This window comes from Gemmatimonadota bacterium (genome assembly GCA_040388625.1).
Classification (GTDB): domain Bacteria; phylum Gemmatimonadota; class Gemmatimonadetes; order Gemmatimonadales; family Gemmatimonadaceae; genus Fen-1247.
The window spans coordinates 114,775-134,026 of the sequence record JAZKBK010000002.1 but is presented as its reverse complement, the minus strand read 5'-3'; the positions used below and the strand labels follow the sequence as shown (position 1 = coordinate 134,026).

Annotated in this window: 12 protein-coding genes; 8 read left to right on the top strand and 4 right to left on the bottom strand. The window is 62.0% G+C overall.

What is annotated here, in order from left to right; translation table 11 throughout:
• Positions 1 to 86: 86 nt before the first annotated feature.
• Complete coding sequence (locus V4529_04255) at positions 87 to 614, bottom strand: CGNR zinc finger domain-containing protein (GenBank protein MES2357535.1); 528 nt, start codon at positions 612 to 614, stop codon at positions 87 to 89.
• 141 nt (positions 615 to 755) lie between these two features.
• Here V4529_04255 and V4529_04250 point away from each other — a divergent pair, with 141 nt between their 5' ends.
• From V4529_04250 to V4529_04240, 3 genes are read left to right on the top strand one after another with little or no spacing between them, the layout of a single operon-like run.
• On the top strand, positions 756 to 1,721 hold the full coding sequence (locus V4529_04250; GenBank protein ID MES2357534.1) for a DMT family transporter: 966 nt from the start codon (positions 756 to 758) through the stop codon (positions 1,719 to 1,721).
• A gap of 60 nt (positions 1,722 to 1,781) precedes the next feature.
• The gene (locus V4529_04245) at positions 1,782 to 2,561 is read left to right on the top strand and encodes an energy transducer TonB (GenBank protein ID MES2357533.1); all 780 of its coding nucleotides are present in this window, start codon (positions 1,782 to 1,784) and stop codon (positions 2,559 to 2,561) included.
• Between the two features lie 11 nt (positions 2,562 to 2,572).
• Positions 2,573 to 4,021: an aldehyde dehydrogenase family protein gene (locus V4529_04240; GenBank protein ID MES2357532.1), complete on the top strand. Its 1,449-nt coding sequence runs from the start codon at positions 2,573 to 2,575 to the stop codon at positions 4,019 to 4,021.
• 90 nt (positions 4,022 to 4,111) lie between these two features.
• On the opposite strand, the gene V4529_04235 is transcribed toward V4529_04240, so the two are convergent.
• Together V4529_04235 and V4529_04230 are read right to left on the bottom strand one after the other, a co-directional pair.
• Positions 4,112 to 4,339 (bottom strand): hypothetical protein, encoded by a 228-nt coding sequence (locus tag V4529_04235; protein MES2357531.1) that lies wholly within the window; start codon positions 4,337 to 4,339, stop codon positions 4,112 to 4,114.
• A 66-nt stretch (positions 4,340 to 4,405) separates the two neighbouring features.
• Positions 4,406 to 5,758 (bottom strand): retropepsin-like aspartic protease, encoded by a 1,353-nt coding sequence (locus tag V4529_04230; protein ID MES2357530.1) that lies wholly within the window; start codon positions 5,756 to 5,758, stop codon positions 4,406 to 4,408.
• A gap of 136 nt (positions 5,759 to 5,894) precedes the next feature.
• Between V4529_04230 and V4529_04225 the strand changes: the two genes are divergently transcribed.
• The 5 genes from V4529_04225 to V4529_04205 all read left to right on the top strand — a co-directional run bounded on the left by V4529_04225 (position 5,895) and on the right by V4529_04205 (position 17,648).
• A complete protein-coding gene (locus V4529_04225) occupies positions 5,895 to 6,617 on the top strand; it encodes a cytochrome b/b6 domain-containing protein (GenBank protein MES2357529.1) in 723 nt (240 codons plus the stop codon).
• Complete coding sequence (locus tag V4529_04220) at positions 6,556 to 7,311, top strand: molybdopterin-dependent oxidoreductase (protein MES2357528.1); 756 nt, start codon at positions 6,556 to 6,558, stop codon at positions 7,309 to 7,311. The genes V4529_04225 and V4529_04220 overlap by 62 nt, the downstream gene beginning before the upstream one ends.
• 139 nt (positions 7,312 to 7,450) lie before the next feature.
• Positions 7,451 to 8,818, top strand: coding sequence for an HD domain-containing phosphohydrolase (locus V4529_04215; GenBank protein ID MES2357527.1), 1,368 nt, complete (start codon positions 7,451 to 7,453; stop codon positions 8,816 to 8,818).
• Between the two features lie 99 nt (positions 8,819 to 8,917).
• Positions 8,918 to 9,190, top strand: a complete 273-nt coding sequence (locus tag V4529_04210) for a hypothetical protein (protein ID MES2357526.1) — start codon at positions 8,918 to 8,920, stop codon at positions 9,188 to 9,190.
• A gap of 94 nt (positions 9,191 to 9,284) precedes the next feature.
• On the top strand, positions 9,285 to 17,648 hold the full coding sequence (locus V4529_04205) for a glucoamylase family protein (GenBank protein ID MES2357525.1): 8,364 nt from the start codon (positions 9,285 to 9,287) through the stop codon (positions 17,646 to 17,648).
• A 41-nt stretch (positions 17,649 to 17,689) separates the two neighbouring features.
• On the opposite strand, the gene V4529_04200 is transcribed toward V4529_04205, so the two are convergent.
• On the bottom strand, positions 17,690 to 19,225 hold the full coding sequence (locus V4529_04200; GenBank protein ID MES2357524.1) for an FAD-dependent oxidoreductase: 1,536 nt from the start codon (positions 19,223 to 19,225) through the stop codon (positions 17,690 to 17,692).
• Positions 19,226 to 19,252 lie beyond the last annotated feature (27 nt).

The window sequence follows — 19,252 nt, the reverse complement described above, 5'->3', positions numbered from 1 at the left end:
CGCCCACGCTTCCCGGTAAGCCCTAAAAATCTAATGGCGCCCGCTTCCCAACGGTACCGGGACTAACGTCGCTCGCCCGAGCAGGATCATCCGTGCTGCCGCTCCCGTAGTCGCCGCATCTTGTTCCGCGCCCCGCACACTTCCATCGAGCACCACGTCTTCGTCCCGTTCTTCGTCGTATCGTAGAACGAGGCCCTGCAGGTCGGATCCTGGCACAGTTTGAATCGCTCCCACATCCCCTTCGACATCGCGTCCAGGGCCGTGACTAGTACGCTGGCGATCGGTGCGTTGCGCCCGGTCACGGCACTCGCCCTCAGCTTCACATCTCCGAACGGCTCGACCACCGGATGCACGCCGAGTGACTCTATGAGCTCGTTCAACAGACGCGCGGGCGCGTCGTCGACGCGCTCGCCATTGTTCATCGCCTCGAGCGAGCGCAGCGCTTCCCTGAGCGCCATCGCCTGACCGAAGACCTCCCGCGTCGACGTCGTCGCTCGCGCGAGTCCGTGCTCCTCGGTCCACTCCAGCCAATCGTCCACACCTGTAAATTCACGCCACAGAAACGACTCGAGCACGTAGTACTCGCCCGGGGTTCCCAGCCGATGTTCGGGCATTACCGTCTCCTCGAAATCATGGATTGACTTTGATCAAAAGTCGCGTTACCATCTAACATGTATTGATGGTAACATTCCGGAGTTGATCTGACAAGCACTACATCTCGAGACGGGCCGGCTGCAACACAACGAAAGGCACGCGTGCGTGCTTTCGCCGCGCTCGCGCTCAGCGTCTTCTGTATCGCGTGGTCCGCACCGCTCGTTCGATGGGCCGACGTACCGGGCGTCACCTCTGCGTTCTATCGCGCACTCGTCGCGGCTGTAGTGCTCGTCCCATACTGGTTGCTGTCCCGCCGCGGGAAATTGCCGTCGGCGAGAGCGACGATCATCGCCCTGCTCGGCGGCGCGTTCTTCGCAATGGATCTCGCACTGTTCAATACGGCGGTGCTCAAGACGTCGGCGACCACCGCGATGGTGCTCACCAACAATTCGCCGATGCTCGTTGGCCTCGGGACGTGGATTCTCTTTCGCGAGCGGCCAAAATCGGTGTTCTGGATCGGCTTCGCTCTCGCCCTCGGTGGCTGCATCGTCATGGTCGGTGGCGACATGATCAGGCCAGGCGGAGGCGGTGTGGGAATCGGCGACGTCGGCGGCGACATGCTCGCTGCGGCTGCGTCGGTGTTCTTCGCTGCCTACCTGATCACGACTGGCCGCGTGCGAGTCAGCATGGATACGATCACCTTCACGACGCTCGCCATAATCGGCAGCGTGGTGACGATGTTTATCGTCTGCCTGCTGATGAAAGCGCCGCTCGTCGGATTCAAGGCGTCGGCATGGCCATCGCTCATCGCACTTGGACTCGTGACGCAAGTCACGGGATACCTTGGTGTCACCTACGCGCTCGGACGGCTCCCGACGACGGCGGCGTCGGTCGGCTTGCTGGGCGTCGCACCGGTCACGGCACTTCTCGACGTCGTGTTCCTCGGCGAGCCGCTTCAACTGGCGCAGATCATCGGCGGCACTCTGGTGCTTGCCGGCATCTTCGTGGTAAACCGTCGCACGGCCGGCAATACTCTTACAAAGCGGAACGTAGCCGCTCCGGAGGGCTACGCCCCTGACGCGCCGGTGACGCGCGAGCGGCTGTCCGTCGAACTGGAACGACTGTAAGTTTCAAGACGGTTTCAAGAACGCGCCACTCCCGGGTGCGCAATCTGAGGGGCTATTCCGATGCTGAATGCACCTCGTCATGCCGAAAGCGCTGTCGCTTCACTCGGTCCACCCATCGCGATCCCCACGGGCGGACGCCCTCGCGCGGCGGTCGGACGATTCTGGTATTCGCGCCCGTCCATCTGGCCATCCGTGCTCAGCGTCGCACTCCACGTCGCGGTGGTCGCCGCACTGGTCTGGACGGTTGGCGACGTACTCGATCGTCCGCAACCCGAAGGCCAGCTGGTCTCGTTCATCCCTCCGCCGCCACGCAGTCCGTCCGCCGCTGGCGGTGGTGGGGAACACATCGCGGCATTTGCCTCGCTGGCGTACTTCTCTGGTATCGGACCCGGCGACGGTGCCAACGGCAAGGCGGCAAAGACCGACCAGGCAGCCAGGCGAGCCGCCGACAGCGAAGTCCACGCTCCGATAACCTCGGCAGATACGGCGTCCGCGGCTGGTGACAACGTCTACACCAGCTTCGAGGTGGACAACGCGGTGCAGTTCTCGTACGGCAGCGCGGTTCCTCAGTATCCGCCCGACCTTCTGGCCCGCCGCGTGCCGGGAAAGGTCACGGTGCGATTCATCGTCGATACGTCAGGCACGGCCGACGTTCAGTCGCTCGAGATAATCGACTCCACCGATCCGCAGTTCGCTGCATCCGTGCGCGACGCGCTTCCGCGCATGAAGTTCCAGCCGGCGCGCCTCAACGGCAAGCGCGTGCGCCAGCTGGTGGAGCAGCCCTTCCGCTTCAACATCGATACGACCACGCCGAACCCACTCGACTCGGCGACAGAATAGTAGTTTGAATAATGGCACAATCGCTCCCGCACTTTCGTCTCTTCGTCACCGGCGCGACTACTTCGGCAGCCGACGCAACGGTGTTCTCTCCGTACGATCGCACGCCAATCGCAACGTTCGCTGTCGCCGACGCCGGCGTGATCGAAACCGCCCTCGCCACTGCATCGGCGCTGTTCCGCGACAGGGCCAGATGGCTCGAGCCTGCGGCGCGCATCGACATTCTTCGCAAGCTCGCCGATCGAATGGACGACGACGTCGAGCAGCTCGCGATGACGATCGCGCGCGAAGGCGGCAAGCCGTTGGTGGATGCGCGCGCCGAGGCGATTAGAGCGGCCGATTCGGTGCGCGGATGTGTGGACGTGCTGCGCACTCAGCATGGCAGCGAGATTCCGATGCGACTGAACGCTGCGTCATCGCATCACATGGCGTACACCTCTCTCGAGCCAGCGGGGCCGGTTGTCGCGATAAGCGCATTCAATCATCCGCTCAATCTCATCGTGCATCAGGTGGCGACGGCGATTGCCGCTGGCTGTCCGGTAATCGCGAAGCCCGCCGAGCGCACGCCGATGTCGTGCTTTGAATTTGCGAAGATGCTGCACGACGCGGGACTGCCGGATGGATGGTGCCAGGTGGTGGTGCCGATGGATCATGCGCTGTCGGAGCGGCTTGCGACCGATCCGCGTGTCGCATTTCTCACGTTCATTGGAAGTGCGAAGGTGGGCTGGATGCTCCGGTCGAAGCTGCCGCCTGGTACGCGGTGCGCGCTCGAGCACGGCGGCGCGGCACCAGTGATAATGGCAGAAGACGCCGACATCGAGAAGATGCTTCCGATGCTCGTGAAGGGCTCGTTCTATCACGCGGGGCAGGTGTGCGTTTCGATTCAGCGAATCTTCGCGCACCGCTCGATCGCGAAGCAGCTCGCCGACAAGCTCGCAGATCGTGTGAAGAAGCTTCGCGTTGGCGATCCGACGAGTGCGGATACGGAAGTCGGTCCACTCATCGCGACTTCCGAAGTCGATCGCGTCGAGCAGTGGGTACGCGAGGCGAAGGATGGCGGCGCGAAAGTGCTGTGCGGCGGCAAGCGAATCTCCGACACGTGTTACGCATGCACCGTGTTGTATGATCCTCCGCGCGACGCGAAGGTCAGCACGCTCGAAGTATTCGGCCCCGTGGTGTGCGTGTATCCGTACGACGACATCGACGAGGCGATCGATCGCGCCAACGCACTATCGTTCGCATTTCAGTCAGCGATCTGCACACGCTCGCTCGACACCGCATTGCGCGCGTTCCGCCGGCTGGATGCGACTGCAGTGATGGTAAACGAGAGCACGACTTTCCGCGTCGACTGGATGCCGTTCGCGGGACGACGAACCTCCGGACTCGGCACCGGCGGAATTGGCTACTCCATCCGTGACATGCAGGTGGAGAAGATGCTCGTCATCAAGTCGGACGAGCTGTAGGCGTTTTCGTGGGTATGGCGACGGACACATGGATTCCCAAGGCGCGGATGCATCCGCGCCCTACAGCGGGAATGACGATGGATTGCCTGCCTAGTGCGTCGTACTCGCTGGCGCTGGCGCTGGTGCTGTCGGCGCCTCGGCGGGTTGAATCACCGTCGACCGCTCATTTGGGGAAATCGGGTTGATCGGGTCGTGCCAGACCGTGAGGTGCAGGAAGAAGAGAAACGCCCATGTCGCAGCGGTGAGTACGAGGGCGGTTCCGACGCCCCACCATCCACTGTGTGGGCCGGTCAGTTTTTCATTGTTTTCAGCGGGCATTCGTCAAATGTAGTGCGTCCGGAAGTCTGTTAACAAGCGCGCTCGTGCACCCGAACACCCATTCGGTCACTTGCCCGCGATGTCCAGCCGGCCGTTGGTCATGTCGATCCGGAGTATGCCGCCGCGGCCCGCGTCGGCGCCGAGGGTGCCGTCCAGGGTGAAAATGGTCGGGTACTGCGCTTCATAAAGGAAGATTCGCTTGAATGTGAGCGGAACGTCCCCCAGGTACAGCCGCACCGAAGGGATCACGATACCCGATTCGCTCTTGCTCCCGCCGAAGCCCAGTACGGTACGCCGCTCGGCGGGCCTCCACCTGGCGTGGGTCTTGGTTGCCATCCCGGGTGTGCCGAAGGTCTCCTCGGCGCCCGTGTCGAGCACGAGATGGATCGCCGCTCCGGTTTCCGCGATCAGGGTCACGATCGGCACTCCATACCAGGAGAGATTGCGCCCCTTGTCCTCCCCCTTGGCCGGCGGGCGGGGCGACGGCTTGCGGAGAATGACCCGATCGTGGATATCATCGATCGTCAGGTCGAGCGACCGGATCACGTCGAAGCCGATCACGCCGTCGATGGCTTGCGGCGTGAGGCCGGAGGTGGCCTCCCGCATCTGGAGCGCGCCGGGACTGACTATCATCGCGCGCGCATTGGTGACGGTCACCCCACCGATCTTCAACGAGTTGACGACTGCCGCTCGTGTTGGCAGTCGTCCGACGGATGTCACCAGCTCCAGCGTGTCGCCGTTGATGCCCGCGACGTGGGACGCGTCCGCCACGTCCGATGTGAGGATCGTGATGCTCGACCCAGTGTCCAGCCAGAAGTGTCGAGTGACACCGTTCACGACCACGGGGACGATCGGCACACCGCTCTCCGAGTGCCCGAGCGGCACCACGGACATCGAATCCGCGAACGATATGGTCGTGGAGACACCCTTGAACGCCGATGCCCAGGTTTCGACACCTGCCGCATCCCGGGACTCGCTCTTGGCCGAGTCGGCATAGAACGCCAGCCGGGTCCAGTTTCCTTCGGCGGTAAGGATCGCCCCGTAGGTTATTCGCGCGGCATTGCGGACCACGCTGTCCTTTGCTGACAGAAGCGGGACGACGGTCGAGTCCGCTGCGGCATTGTCTCCGCCGAGGAAATCCTCGATGGCGTCGGCAAGCTTTCGCTGCTCGCTCCCGTCGGCAACAATCCACGCGGCCTGGACGTTTACATCCGCGAGCGCCTTCCAGAACGTATCGTACCAGCGGATGGCGGCGTGAGGCGCGTCGCCCGGACGCGGTTGCGATGCTTCGACCACGGGCCGAGCCGTTATGACGAGCGGTTTCGGCGTGATGCACGAGGTCGTTGCGAGAAGCAGCGCGGCGCAGAATACGCGCGGCGGCGGAGTGCCTTTCAGATACTGGGCGCGATGTTCGGCCATGGTTCGATATGGTCGCTCCACAGATCCAATATGCACTGGGCGCCGTACTGCGCCATTGGAAACCCGGAGCTATATCTTAAGACCCCGGAGACGTTGTGTTCGTTTCCGCGCCGTACCTCCAGGGGGGAGACCCTACATGGCTGTAGACCGACATCACTGGTTCGTACGCGTGACGCACTGGGTGAACGTGGTGGCGCTCGTGATCATGATCGGGAGCGGGTTGCAGATATTCAACGCCTATCCAATGTTCGCGCGGCGTGGAATGACGTTCTGCTGTTATCCTTTCGCGGGGAAGGCCATACCGCACTGGGCGACATTCGGTGGATGGCTCGCCGGCGCGCGCAACTGGCACTTCGCGATGATGTGGCTGTTCGTGGTGAACGGCATCGCGTACGTGATCTTCATCTACTTGCACGGCGAGTGGCGCGATCTGGTACCGCGTCGTGGTGACGTTCGCGATTCGTGGGAGATGCTCAAGTTCTACGCGTTCGTGCGCAAGAAGCATCCGCATCAGGGCAAGCACAACGCTCTGCAGAAATTCACTTATTTCGCGATCCCGATTCTCGCGGCGCTTGCGGTGATAACGGGCGTTGCCGTGTGGAAGCCGGTCTCGCTCGCTCCACTCACCAATCTGCTGGGTGGATACGTGTACGCGCGCTACTGGCACTTTCTCGTGATGCTCGCGCTCGTCGTTCTTTCAGCGATTCACATATTCATGGTATTCGCCGTGGATCCGTATTCGATACGCTCTATCGTGACGGGGAAGTACAATCCCGATCGTGCGCCGGAGTTGCGTGATGCGCGTCCGTTCTATCACATCTTCACTCGCGCGAGGCACGACGTCGATGCGCAGGCGTGACTTTCTTCTTGCCAGTGGCGGATTGAGCGCATCGTGGCTCCTCGCTGCGTGCGGCTCGCGCGGACCGAAGGGCGCTGACAAGCTATTGAAGTATGCGATGCGAAAGAACGAGACACTCGAGCGCGGACTGTTCCGTCATACGTCGATGGATGCACCGTCATCGCGATGGCGCAACGCGGGGGTGGCGTTACCGAAATATTACATTTCGGATACAGTTCCAGTGTGGGACGTTTCGGCGCGCGGGCAGTGGACGCTCGAAGTGTCGGGGCTCGTGACGCGTCCGCTCACACTGACGATGGACATGCTGCAACGTCTGCCGCGCATCACGCAGCGCGTGAATCATTACTGCGTCGAGGGATGGACCGCGGTGGAAACGTGGACAGGAGTTCGGATGAGCGATCTCGCGCGTGCAGCTGGCGCGACTCCGGACGCGAAGTACGTCGACTTTCAGTCGTTCGACAACGACTACCACGAGAGCTGGGACATCGAGAGCGCGATGCATCCGCAGACGCTCATCTGTTACGGACTGGACGGCAGGATGCTGGAGCCCGGCCACGGCGCGCCAGCGCGTCTCTTCTCACCCGTGAAGCTGGGCTACAAGAATACGAAATACCTCACAAAGATAGTCTTCATGCCCAAGCGCAACGGCGGATACTGGAGCGATCAGGGCTACGAGTGGTACGCGGGGACGTAGCGGCGGGGACGGAGTGGGGACGGAGTGGGGACGGAGTGGGGACGGAGTGGGGACGGAGTGGGGACGGACTCCGTACGGATCCGGGAGGAATTTTCTGCCGGTGAATAACGCGCGGGTGTAGCCGAGACTTGGCGACACTATGTCCGCGCGCATCAACCTTTCAGAGGTGATTTCCGCGCTTTCGTGTGCGCTGGATCTCACGGAAGGGCAGCCGATTGGCCACACGATGCGCACCTGCCTGATCGGCATGCGCCTGAGCCGCGAGCTGGACATGAACCCGTCCGACAGCGCCGCGCTCTACTACGCGCTCCTTCTGAAGGACGCCGGCTGCTCCAACAACGCTGCTCGTCTCTGCCAGCTGTTCGGGACGGACGACCTCGAGCTCAAGCCTCGAATGAGACGTGTCGACCGCCAGAACAGGGTGGCTCTCGCTGTGGAGACGGCACGTACGGTCGCCATGGAAGGCGGCCTTTCGGACAAGCTCAGGTATTTCGTGGGCGTCGCCCGCGCCGAAGACGTGATGAAGGAGATCATGGGATTACGGTGCGAGCGAGGCGCTGACATCGCCATGCGGCTGGGATTCCCGCAGGCCACCGCCGATGCGGTGAGACACCTGGACGAGCACTGGAACGGCAAGGGCCATCCCGACGGGCTTGCCGGACCCGCGATCCCGCTCATGTCGCGAATCGCGAATCTTGCCCAGGTGATCGACGTGTTTCATCAGCATGACGGCTCCAGAGGCGCGATAGGGATCGCGCGGCGCCGGAGCGGGACCTGGTTTGATCCGGCCCTGGTGGATCGCGTCCTTGGCTGGCGTCATGAATCGAGCTGGTGGGAGAGGCTCGACAGTACCGATCCTACCGATGAAGTGATCGGCGCTGAGCCCGCGTCCCAGCTGCGCTGGGTAAGCGAGGAGGATCTGGACGTCGTAGCGCGCGCCTTCGCCGACATAATCGACGCCAAGTCGCCGTACACCTACTCGCATTCCCGCAACGTAGCGTCGTACGCGCTGGGAATCGCGCGCGAGATGAAGCTCGATTCTGGCACTCAGCGGCGCGTGTACCGCGCCGGCCTTCTTCACGACATTGGCAAGCTGGGTGTGTCGAATTCCATCCTCGACAAGGCCGGACCACTTACCGATTCCGAGCGGAAATCCGTGGAGCGCCATCCGTTCTTTACCTGGGAGATCCTGTCCCGGGTACCTGCCTTCCGCGACTTCGCGTGGTCGGCGGCTCTGCATCACGAGCGGCTCGACGGCAGCGGCTATCCATGGCATCTGAGCGGTAACAGACTCGACATGACCGCGAGAATTCTGTGCGTCGCCGACGTATACGAGGCTCTGACGGCGGACAGGCCATACCGCGCGAGTCTTCCGTGGATAGAATCGTCCCGAATCCTGAACGAGGGCCGCGGGACGGCTTTCGATCCGACGGTTCTCGATGCCCTGGCAGCATTCAGAAATGCCGTCGCGGACATGACCGAGCTTGTTCCTCTAGTTGCTGCATGACGCGTCGCCGCTTGCCAATCCTTTACTGACGCCCGTGTGGCCCGATCGACTGTTCACTGCCCGTTGTCTTCCCGGAAACATGCGTAGTATATTTTTCGCGTGCTAAGTGAAGAGACGTCGACCCAATTTCGTGCGGCCCTGAGGGCGCATTGCTCGATCTCGGAGGGCGCGCACGACGAGGTACGCAGCGCGGTAAGCTCCGCTGCGGCAGAGGCGCACAATGGCGGGATCAGCGCGGAGCAGTTCGTGATCTGGGTGAAGCGCATCTGGGACGAGATCATGGCCGAGGGCGCGCTCGCGGACAGTCCTGACCCGGCCCACGTTCGCGACGTTGTAATCTCCTCGGCGATAAAGGCGTACTACGTGCAATAGTTAGATACGTCCCCGCTTGCATGGCGTCGCGCACCGGCCCGTACGTCATGCAGATTCGGGGCACCGCTTCGGCGGCGCCTTTAACTTTCGCTACGTGGCCACAGCTACCCCCCCAAAAACCGAAAAAAACGTCCTCAAGCGCTTCCTCGCCTGGACCGGGACCGAAGATGATGGCGCTGGCGCCGCCCATCTTGTAGCTCCAATCCGAGGCGAGGTGCTCGGCGTCGAGCGACTCGCCGAGCGCGCACGCGCGGTCGCGCGCCAGGAAAAGATTGGACCGCCGCCGCTGCGACGCGGTCCGGGCCCGTTGCTTCGCAGACTGGACGACACCAGGACAGTACTGGAGGAGATCCAGCACGCACTGAGTGATGCTGCTGCACATGGCGTCGACATCTCATCGGCTGGCGAGTGGTTGCTGGACAACTACTACATCGTTCAGGAGCACATGCGCGAGGTACGCACCGCGCTCCCGCACAAGTACTATCAGGAGCTGCCCAAGCTCGCGACCGGTACGCTGGCAGGGTATCCGCGTGTGTACGAGCTGGCGATCGAGCTCATCGGTCATACAGAAGGCAGACTGGATCTCGATAACATCACGTTGTTCACGCGTGAGTTTCAGCGCGTGTCGCAGCTCAAGCTGGGCGAGCTGTGGGCGATTCCGACGATGCTGCGGCTCGGCCTGGTCGAGAATATTCGCCGGATGGCACTGCGCACGGCTGCACGATTGGCGGAGGTGCAGGAAGCCGACGTGTGGGCGACACGTATGCGCACTGCGAGCGCCGAGTCGTCGGACGCGTTGTCACAGGCGCTTTCGACATTCATAGATCACCATCCGCAGCTGACGCCGACGTTCGTCGCGCGCTTTCTCGGACAGATACGCAGCTACCAGACGAACTTCACGCCTCTGGTGTGGCTGGAGCAGTGGATCGCGGAAGACGGGCTCAGTGCCGAAGACGCCGTCACGCGCTCGAATCGTCGTATCGCGATAACGCAGGTCACCATCACGAACAGCATCCAGAGCCTGCGCATGATCGCGCGTCTGGACTGGAACGAGTTCGTCGAATCCCAGAGCGTGACGGAGAGACTGCTGCGCGACGATCCGGCTCACGTCTATGGCGACATGACGTTCGCGTCGCGCGACGAGTACCGCCATGCAGTCGAGCAGATAGCCAAACGCACCAAGCGCGACGAGGATTCGATCGCCAACGAAGTGCTCGCCCTCGCGCGCGAGCATCCCGGCGATGCGCGCATGTCGCACGTGGGCCACTGGCTGATTGGCGAGGGGAGGCTCACACTCGAGGAGCGCACTCAATACATCCCGACGGTCGGCGAGCGCGTATATCGTTGGGCCAAGCGTCACCCGAGCATGATTTACTTCGGCGTGATATCGACGGTGACGCTGCTGGTGTTCGTCCTGATGCTGGAGATTGCGCCGATCACGACGACGGGCTACGCACTGCTGCTGATACTGCTGCTTGCGATTCCGGCGAGCGAGGTTGGTGTCGCGGTCGTTAACAAGTTGGTGACGGTGATCGTGCCGCCGCACCTGCTTCCGAAAATGGACTATCGCGACGAGGGTATTCCCGCGCAAGCGCGGACCGCCGTCGTTGTTCCAACATTGTTCGCAACTGTTGCGTCGGTGCGCGAAGCTCTGGAGCATCTCGAGGTGCAGTATCTCGCGAATCCGGATCCGAATCTCCGTTTCGTGATTCTCAGCGATTTCACCGATGCCAGGACCGAGACTCTTGCCGGTGACGCGCACGTCGTGGACGCGATCGAGAGCGGCGTCCGGGGACTGAACGACAAGTACAGGACGCCAAGCGATGCCGGTCCATTTCTGATCTTCCACCGCGCGCGCAGGTGGAACGAGACCGAAGGCGTCTGGATGGGGTGGGAGCGCAAGCGCGGCAAGCTTGCGGAGTTCAATCGCTTTCTGCGTGGCGGATCCACCGACGCGTTCCCCGTGATCGCCGGCGATCCCTCATGGCTCGTGGATGTGCGTTACGTCATAACGCTCGACTCCGATACCGTGCTTCCGCGTGGTGCAGCCGCGCAGCTCGTCGGAACCATGGCGCATCCGCTGAATCGCGCCGAGTACGATGAAACGCTCGGGCGTGTGACGCGCGGATACGGGATTCTCCAGCCGCGCGTTGGTGTTGCGCTCACGAGCGCGTATCGCTCCAAGTTCGCCGCGATTCACTCGGGCCACCCCGGCGTCGATCCATACACGACAGCGGTGTCGGACGTGTATCAGGATCTGTACGGCGAGGGGAGCTTTACGGGCAAGGGGATCTACGACGTCAACGCATTCGAGGAAGCGACGCATGGTCGTTTTCCCGAGAACACGTTGCTGAGCCACGATCTCATCGAAGGTACGTACACGCGTGCGGGTCTCGTCACCGACATCGAGCTCTACGACGACTATCCGACACGCTATCTCGCCTACACGCGTCGCAAGCACCGCTGGATTCGCGGCGATTGGCAGATCCTGAGCTGGCTGGGCACGACGGTACCGGGTCCGGACGGTCTGGAGCCGAATCGACTGTCGACGCTCTCGCGCTGGAAGATCTTCGATAACCTGAGACGGTCGCTCGTAGAGATAGCGTTGCTGGTGTTGTTGCTCGTTGGCTGGTTTATCCTGCCTGGTTCGCCGATGCTATGGACGCTCGTCGTGCTGGGGTTCATCGCATTTCCGTGGCTGTTCGCGGCAGTCCTCGCGATACTTCAACCGCCGACCGATCAATCTCTGCAGGCGTACTACGGTGCGGTTGCGCGCGACATAATGGCGAACGCCGAGCAGTTTGGCCTTGCCGTGACGTTCCTGCCGCATCAGGCGTGGGTATCGGCGGACGCGATAGTGCGCACACTGGTGCGCCTGTACGTGACGCACCGTCACATGCTCGAGTGGCAGACGGCGTCGCAGGTGGAACGCGCGATGCGCTCCGGCGCTGACCGCGAAGTGTATCGCCGCATGTGGCCCGCGGTGGTGATCGGTCTGCTTGCCGGCGTCGGCGCGATGGTGGGTGTGTACTACACGGGCGAGCATGTCGGATTGCGCGTGTTGGCCGTGGTCGCAACGATTCCGCTGGCGATCCTCTGGATCGTGTCACCCAGCATCGCATCTGCTCTCTCCGCTCCGGCAATTCCGGGCGAGGTAAAGCTCGGCGATGCCGAGCGCTCACGCGCCGAGCGGTATGCACGATTGCACTGGGAGTTCTTCAATCACTTCGTGACCGAGCAGACGAACTGGCTCGCGCCCGACAATTTTCAGGAAGATCCCGAGCCGGAAGTCGCCCTTCGTACGTCGCCCACCAACATCGGTCTTCAGCTGCTGGCGACGGTCAGCGCTGCCGACCTTGGCTTCATCACTCGGCAGGACATGATCGAGCGCCTGGAGCGGGTGTTCCTGTCACTGGAGAAGATGAACCGTTATCGGGGTCATTTCTTCAACTGGTACGACCTCACGACGCTGCAGGTGCTGGAGCCTGCGTACATATCGACTGTCGACAGCGGCAACCTGGCCGGCCACTTCATCGCGTTGAAGCAGGCATGCATCCAGATAATCCACTCGCTGCAACCGCGCACGATCGAGATGGAAATTTCCGGCCATTCGCTCGCGGGTGGCATAGTCGCCGCCAGGTCGGGCGAGCGGATGCAGGGAACCGTGGCGCCCGGCGAGGATGTCGGCGACGAGTGCGCACGACTGCGCGCGATTGCGGATCGCGCATTCGCCTACGCGTCCGAGATGGATTTTACATTCCTGTACGATGAGCGCAGGAAGCTGTTCTCCATCGGATATCATACGAGCGCCAGCTCGTTCGACAATTCATTCTACGATCTGCTTGCATCCGAAGCACGTCTTGCTTCGTTCATAGCTATCGCCAAGGGCGACGTTCCGGTCGAGCACTGGTTTCATCTCGGACGCTCGCTCACGTCTGACAGGGGCATTCGCGCTCTCGCATCGTGGAGCGGCAGCATGTTCGAGTATCTCATGCCGGTGCTCGTGACGCAGTCGTACCCGTTCACGCTGCTGGATCAGACCTACCACGGTGCAGTGCGACGACAGATTCTGTACGGTGCGGAGAGAAAGACACCGTGGGGAGTATCCGAATCTGCATACAATATGCGCGACCGGAATCAGGTATATCAGTATCGCGGTTTCGGTGTGCCGGATCTCGCGCTCAAGCGCGGGCTCAACAAGGACCTGGTCGTCGCGCCGTACGCGACCGTGCTCGCGATGTTGATCCAGCCGCATCAGGCAATCCGGAACCTCGCCCTGCTCGAGAGTGAAGGAGCGCTCGGGCCGTACGGCTTCCGTGACGCCATCGACTACACGCGTCCGGATCCGGGATCCACGCGTGCGGTGGTTGGAACGTACATGGCGCACCACATCGGGATGAGTCTGGTGGCACTCACCAACGCATTGCAACGTCAGGTGTGGCAGCGACGTTTTCATGCGGATCCGCTGGTCCGATCCAACGACCTGGTTCTTCAGGAACGCATTCCACGACGCCTGGTAGTGCAGCGTACCGGCAACGAGGACGAGCCGGTCCCGACGACGCCGGTGGAAATCGCGAAGCCAGCCGTACGGGAAACGGATACGCCTTACACGTCCCAGCCACGCATCGCGCTGCTGGGCAACGTTCCCTACACTACGCTCATCACAAACGCCGGCGGTGGTTACAGTCGTTACGGGGACATCGTGGTGACACGCTGGCGCCGCGATACGACGCGTGACAACCACGGCGAGTGGATATACGTCAAGGACATGACGAGTGGGCGTGTATGGAGCGCAGCCCATCAGCCCGTGGCCGTCGACGCTGACGCGTATCATGTCTCGTTTGCCAGTGATCGCGTCGAGTTCCACCGCCGGGATGGCGACGTAGACACGAGGATGGAAGTCGTGGTATCGTCCGACGACGCTGCGGAAGTCAGGCGCGTGACGATCACCAACAGGTCCGCTGTGACGCGTGAGTTCGAGCTCACGAGCTACTCGGAAATCGTGTTGCAGTCGCTCGACACGGACAGGCAGCATCCCGCATTCGGCAATCTCTTTGTCCAGACCGAATGGGTCGGTGAGCATTCGGCGATCATTGCAACGCGTCGCGCTCGCGCGTCGGACGAGAAGGTCTACTGGGGGGCGCACGTCGTCGCGACAGGCCCCGAGCGCGTAGGTAGTGTGAGTTACGAGACCGACCGTGCAAAGTTCATCGGCCGCGGGAAATCCGTGCGACATCCCGATGCAATGGAAGATGCCGGCAGTCTGTCCAATTCGGCAGGCGCTCCGCTCGATCCGATATTCTCACTCCGCGTTCGCATTCGTGTGGCGCCCGGCAAATCCGTCCCGGTGAGCTTCACTACGCTCGTTGCAGAGACACGCGAGCGCGCGGTGGAGCTGTCGGACCTGTACGATGATCCGTTCAGTGCGCGCCGCGCACTGGATCTGAGCTGGGCGCAGGCGCAGGCCGAGCTGCGCGATCTGGGGATCGCGCCAAGTGATGCTGCCGTGTATCAGCAGTTCGCCGGCTACCTGATCTATCCGCATCCGCAATTGCGGCCGACCGGTACCGAGCTGCGCGACAACACGCGCGGACAGCAGTCGCTATGGCCACTCGGCATCTCCGGTGACAACCCGATCCTGCTTGCGACCATCGACGCACCGGAGGGAATGCCGAGCATCCGGCAACTGTTGCAGGCGCATCATTACTGGAGATTGAAGGGCCTCAAATCGGATCTCGTCATCCTGAACGAGCGGCCGCCGTCCTACCTGCAGGAATTGAACGACACGCTCACGTCCACGGTCATGGCGTCGAGCGAGGCGGCGCTGATCGATCGCTCCGGCGGCGTGTTCATCCGTCGTACCGACGTACTCAAGGCGGACGACGTCGCACTGATCCGCGCGATGGCGCGCGTGCACGTTGCGTGTGATGGGCTGGGGCTGGGATCCCTGCTCGAATTTGCCGATGACACGAAGGAATACGCCGGAAGCCCGGACGCTCCGGTACCGCCGCGATACGCGCGTCGTACTGCAGATCGCCATGTGTCGCTGGTGCCATCTGATTCACCAGTTACCAACGGTTTCGGATTCTTCAACGAGGCCGGCGAGTACGAGATGCGGTTGTACGGCACCGAGCTGCCGCCGGCACCGTGGGCGAACGTCGTAGCGAATCCTGCGGCAGGGTTCGTCATAACGGAAAGCGGCAGCAGCTGCACGTGGGCGGAAAGCAGCTTCTTCTATCGTATAACTCCGTGGCACAACGATCCCGTCCGTGATCCATGCAGCGACTGCATTTACCTGCGCGACGACGAGACCGGTGATGTCTGGACCGCGACACCGGCTCCGATCCGCGAGATGACCGAATACGTCGTCAAGCATGGCGCCGGCTACTCGATCTTCGACCATCAACACGCGGACATACATACATCCGTGAAGATCGCGATGGCAACTGACGATCCGGTAAAGGTGAGCGTACTCAGGATCACCAACAACGGCCGATCGCCAAAACGCATCACGGTGACGAGCTACGTCGAATGGGTGCTCGGCGTTTCGCGCGACCTGACGCAGCAGCATGTGTACACTTCCTACGACACCGACACCGCATCCATCTTCGGGCAGAATTTCTTCGATCAGGAATACTCCGATCTCGTTGCGTTCCTTGCAATGAGCGGTGATGTGACGAGCTACACAGCGGACCGACGCGAATTCATTGGACGGAATGGAACGCCTGCCCGCCCCGCGGCTCTGTCGAAGGCGGCGCTCGGTGAGTCGGTCGGCGAGGTGGTCGATCCGTGTGGCGCGCTGCAGACAAGCGTTACAGTCCATCCCGGCGAGACTGCGGAAGTAGTCGTGCTGCTCGGCGCAATCTCCTCCACGGACGAGGCGCGAACGCTCATCCGCAGGTACAGGACCGTGGAAAGCTCCGTCGCCGAGGTGGATCGCTCGGGCAAGGCATGGCAGGCCAGGCTCGCGACTATCAAGGTCAGGACACCGGATGAATCCTTCGACCGGATCGAGAACGGGTGGTTGTTGTACCAGGCTCTCTCATGCCGGATGTGGGGACGCACGGCGCTGTATCAATCCAGCGGTGCATACGGGTTCAGGGATCAGCTGCAGGACTGCATGGCGTTTCTGTACACCGACGTTCCCGTTGCGCGCGCTCACATCCTGCGCGCCGCCGGCCGGCAGTTCGTGGAAGGCGACGTGCAGCACTGGTGGCATCCGAAGAGCGGCCGCGGGGTTCGGACGCGCTTCTCGGACGATCTGGTCTGGTTGCCGTTCGTCGTGGCGCATTACACGGAAGTGACCGGCGACAACGCGATTCTGGACGAGCAGGCGAGATTCATAACGATGCGTCAACTCGCTCCCGACGAGCACGAGCTGTACGACAAGCCGGATATATCGGACGAGAGTGCGACCATATACGAGCACTGCGTGCGCGCGCTGCGCAAGGCGTCCACATTCGGGCAACACGATCTACCGTTGATCGGAAGCGGCGACTGGAACGACGGGTACAGCCGGGTCGGGATCGGAGGGAAGGGAGTAAGCGTCTGGCTCGCATGGTTCCTGATCGCGACGCTCAAGCGCTTCGCCGAGATCAGCGCATCGCGCGGCGATACGGGAACGCACGACGATTTCCTCGCGATCGCGGAGCGCTACCGGAACGGAATCGAAACCAACACGTGGGATGGCGACTGGTACGTTCGCGCGTACTACGACGACGGTTATCCGCTCGGATCGAGCAAGAGCGACGAAGCCAAGATCGATTCCATTGCGCAGAGCTGGAGCGTTCTCTCCGGAGCGGGACATCCGCAACGTGCGCAGTCGGCGATGGTATCCGTCGACCAGCACCTCGTTCGGAATGACGCGCAGCTGGTCATGCTGCTCACACCGCCATTCGACAAGACGACTCACGATCCTGGCTACATCAAGGGCTATCTACCCGGTGTACGCGAGAATGGAGCGCAGTACACGCACGCGGCTACGTGGGTGATCTGGGCGCAGGTGATGAACGGCAACGGCGCGCACGCGTTCGAGCTGTTCCAGATGCTGAATCCTGTGATGCACTCGAACACGAGAGAGGCCGTCGAGAATTACAAGGTCGAGCCTTACGTGGTCGTGGCCGACATCTACACGGCCGACCAGCATCTCGGACGCGGTGGCTGGACGTGGTACACGGGCAGCGCGAGCTGGTACTATCGCACGGGTCTCGAAGGAATACTCGGCTTCACCAAGCGCGGCGATCGACTCACGATGAATCCGTGCATTCCGCCCACCTGGGATGGATTCACGATCGAATACATCTACCAGTCGGCGACGTACACGATCGAGGTGCGCAATCCGGCGCATGTCCAGCGCGGCGTGAAGAGCGTAACGCTGGACGGCGCTGCGGTGGCGGATGGAGTCGTGCAGCTGCGCGACGACGGGGCGCGCCACACCGTGATCGTGGAGATGGGGTGACGTTGATGCATCGGCAGTAGGGTAGGCACGGGGGCCTGCCCTTACGTTCGCGCAGGCTCCAGGTCCGCGATCGCAGGCCCGTTCACTACCTTGCCATACGGATCGAAGCGGGAACCATGGCAGGGACAGTCCCACGTCTTTTCGGTGTCGTTCCAATCGACGATACAGTAAAGATGTGTGCAGACTGCGGAACATTCGTTGACCTTGCCGAACGCATCCTTGTAAACCGCGATCTTGTGCATGCCGCGACGTATGACCGCACCCGAGTTGTTGGGAATCTCGTCGGCGCTCCCAGCGTCGCCCGGTGTTATCCAGCTCGAATATTGTTCCGCCACATTCAGGTTTTCGCGAGCGAAATGCGGCGCCGCGCGCAGTGCTATGCGGCTCGGATCGTAAATATCCGTCCACGGGTTCGGGACACCCATGATCAGATCCGTGAGAAGGATGCCGCCAATCGTGCCGTGTGTAATCCCGTGCCCTGAATCGCCTGTGATGATGTAGATGTGCTCGTCGGCACCGGGATTCTTTCCGATGAATGCAAGACTATCCACCGGCTCCAGAACCTGTCCCGACCAGCGATACAGGACGTCCTGCGCCATGGGAAAGCGCTCGCGCGCCCATCGTTCGAGACGTGCAAAGCGTTGTTCCATGTCCTGCGCCTGGCCGGTCTTGTGGTCTTCTCCGCCTACGATGAGCACTTCGTAATCAGCGTCCGGCCTGTCTGCGGAATGCACGCGAACATAATGATACGGATCGGCGGTATCCCACAGAAGCATGTGCGGGATTGCGTCGGACGGCACGCGCAGTCCCACCACGTACGTGCGATACGCGGCCTGTTTGGTGTGCATGACCATCCAGTCGTTCACCGGCGAGTTGGTGGCGACGACGACGTCATCGGCAATGATGGTGTGGCCGTCGGCGGTAATCACTTTCGCGGGCGCGCCATCCTCGATGCTTCTTGCTTTCGTTCCCGAGTAGATTCGGCCGCCATCGCGCGTTATGGCGCGTGCCAGTCCGTTCAGATATCGCAATGCATGAAACTGCGCCTGACGTGGAAACCGAAGTGCGACACCAGTGTCGAATGCGTCGAGTGGTGCGCACTCGACCAACTCCGTATCGGTGAGACCTGCCTGATGGCTGGCTTCCAGCTCGTCCGTGAGGAGCTCGCTCTTTCCTTCTTTGTGGAGAAAGAGAAATCCGTCCACACGCTCGAAATCGCAATCGATACCTTCCAGCTCGGCGATGGCTTCGATCCGCTGGATCGCGGCCGTATGCGAATCGGCGGCATGTCGAGCCCCTTCATCACCGAAGAGTGTGGCGAGATTGGAATAGCGATCGTCGAGCGCATTGGAGATGTGTGCAGTGGTTCGCCCCGTATCGCCACTGCCTACCGGGCCATCGTCGATGACGATCACCGCCTTGCCGGCACGCGTGAGGAGATACGCGGTGGTCAAACCGGAAATGCCGGCGCCGATGATGCAAACGTGCGCGCGTTCATCACTCCCAAGCGGCGGGAACGAGAGGACTTCGGCCGTGTCCATCCAGAGAGATTCGGTCGCGCCGGAACCAGAGTACATGACTTGTCAGGGGTTCAAGGTCTTCGT

What these genes read in the sequence shown, in the direction of transcription:
- V4529_04200 (MES2357524.1), bottom strand. Translation starts at nt 19,225, where the DNA reads ATGTACTCTGGTTCCGGCGCGACCGAATCTCTCTGGATGGACACGGCC.
- V4529_04245 (MES2357533.1), top strand. Translation starts at nt 1,782, where the DNA reads ATGCTGAATGCACCTCGTCATGCCGAAAGCGCTGTCGCTTCACTCGGT.
- V4529_04235 (MES2357531.1), bottom strand. Translation starts at nt 4,339, where the DNA reads ATGCCCGCTGAAAACAATGAAAAACTGACCGGCCCACACAGTGGATGG.
- V4529_04230 (MES2357530.1), bottom strand. Translation starts at nt 5,758, where the DNA reads ATGGCCGAACATCGCGCCCAGTATCTGAAAGGCACTCCGCCGCCGCGC.
- V4529_04255 (MES2357535.1), bottom strand. Translation starts at nt 614, where the DNA reads ATGCCCGAACATCGGCTGGGAACCCCGGGCGAGTACTACGTGCTCGAG.
- V4529_04225 (MES2357529.1), top strand. Translation starts at nt 5,895, where the DNA reads ATGGCTGTAGACCGACATCACTGGTTCGTACGCGTGACGCACTGGGTG.
- V4529_04220 (MES2357528.1), top strand. Translation starts at nt 6,556, where the DNA reads ATGCGCGTCCGTTCTATCACATCTTCACTCGCGCGAGGCACGACGTCG.
- V4529_04215 (MES2357527.1), top strand. Translation starts at nt 7,451, where the DNA reads ATGTCCGCGCGCATCAACCTTTCAGAGGTGATTTCCGCGCTTTCGTGT.
- V4529_04240 (MES2357532.1), top strand. Translation starts at nt 2,573, where the DNA reads ATGGCACAATCGCTCCCGCACTTTCGTCTCTTCGTCACCGGCGCGACT.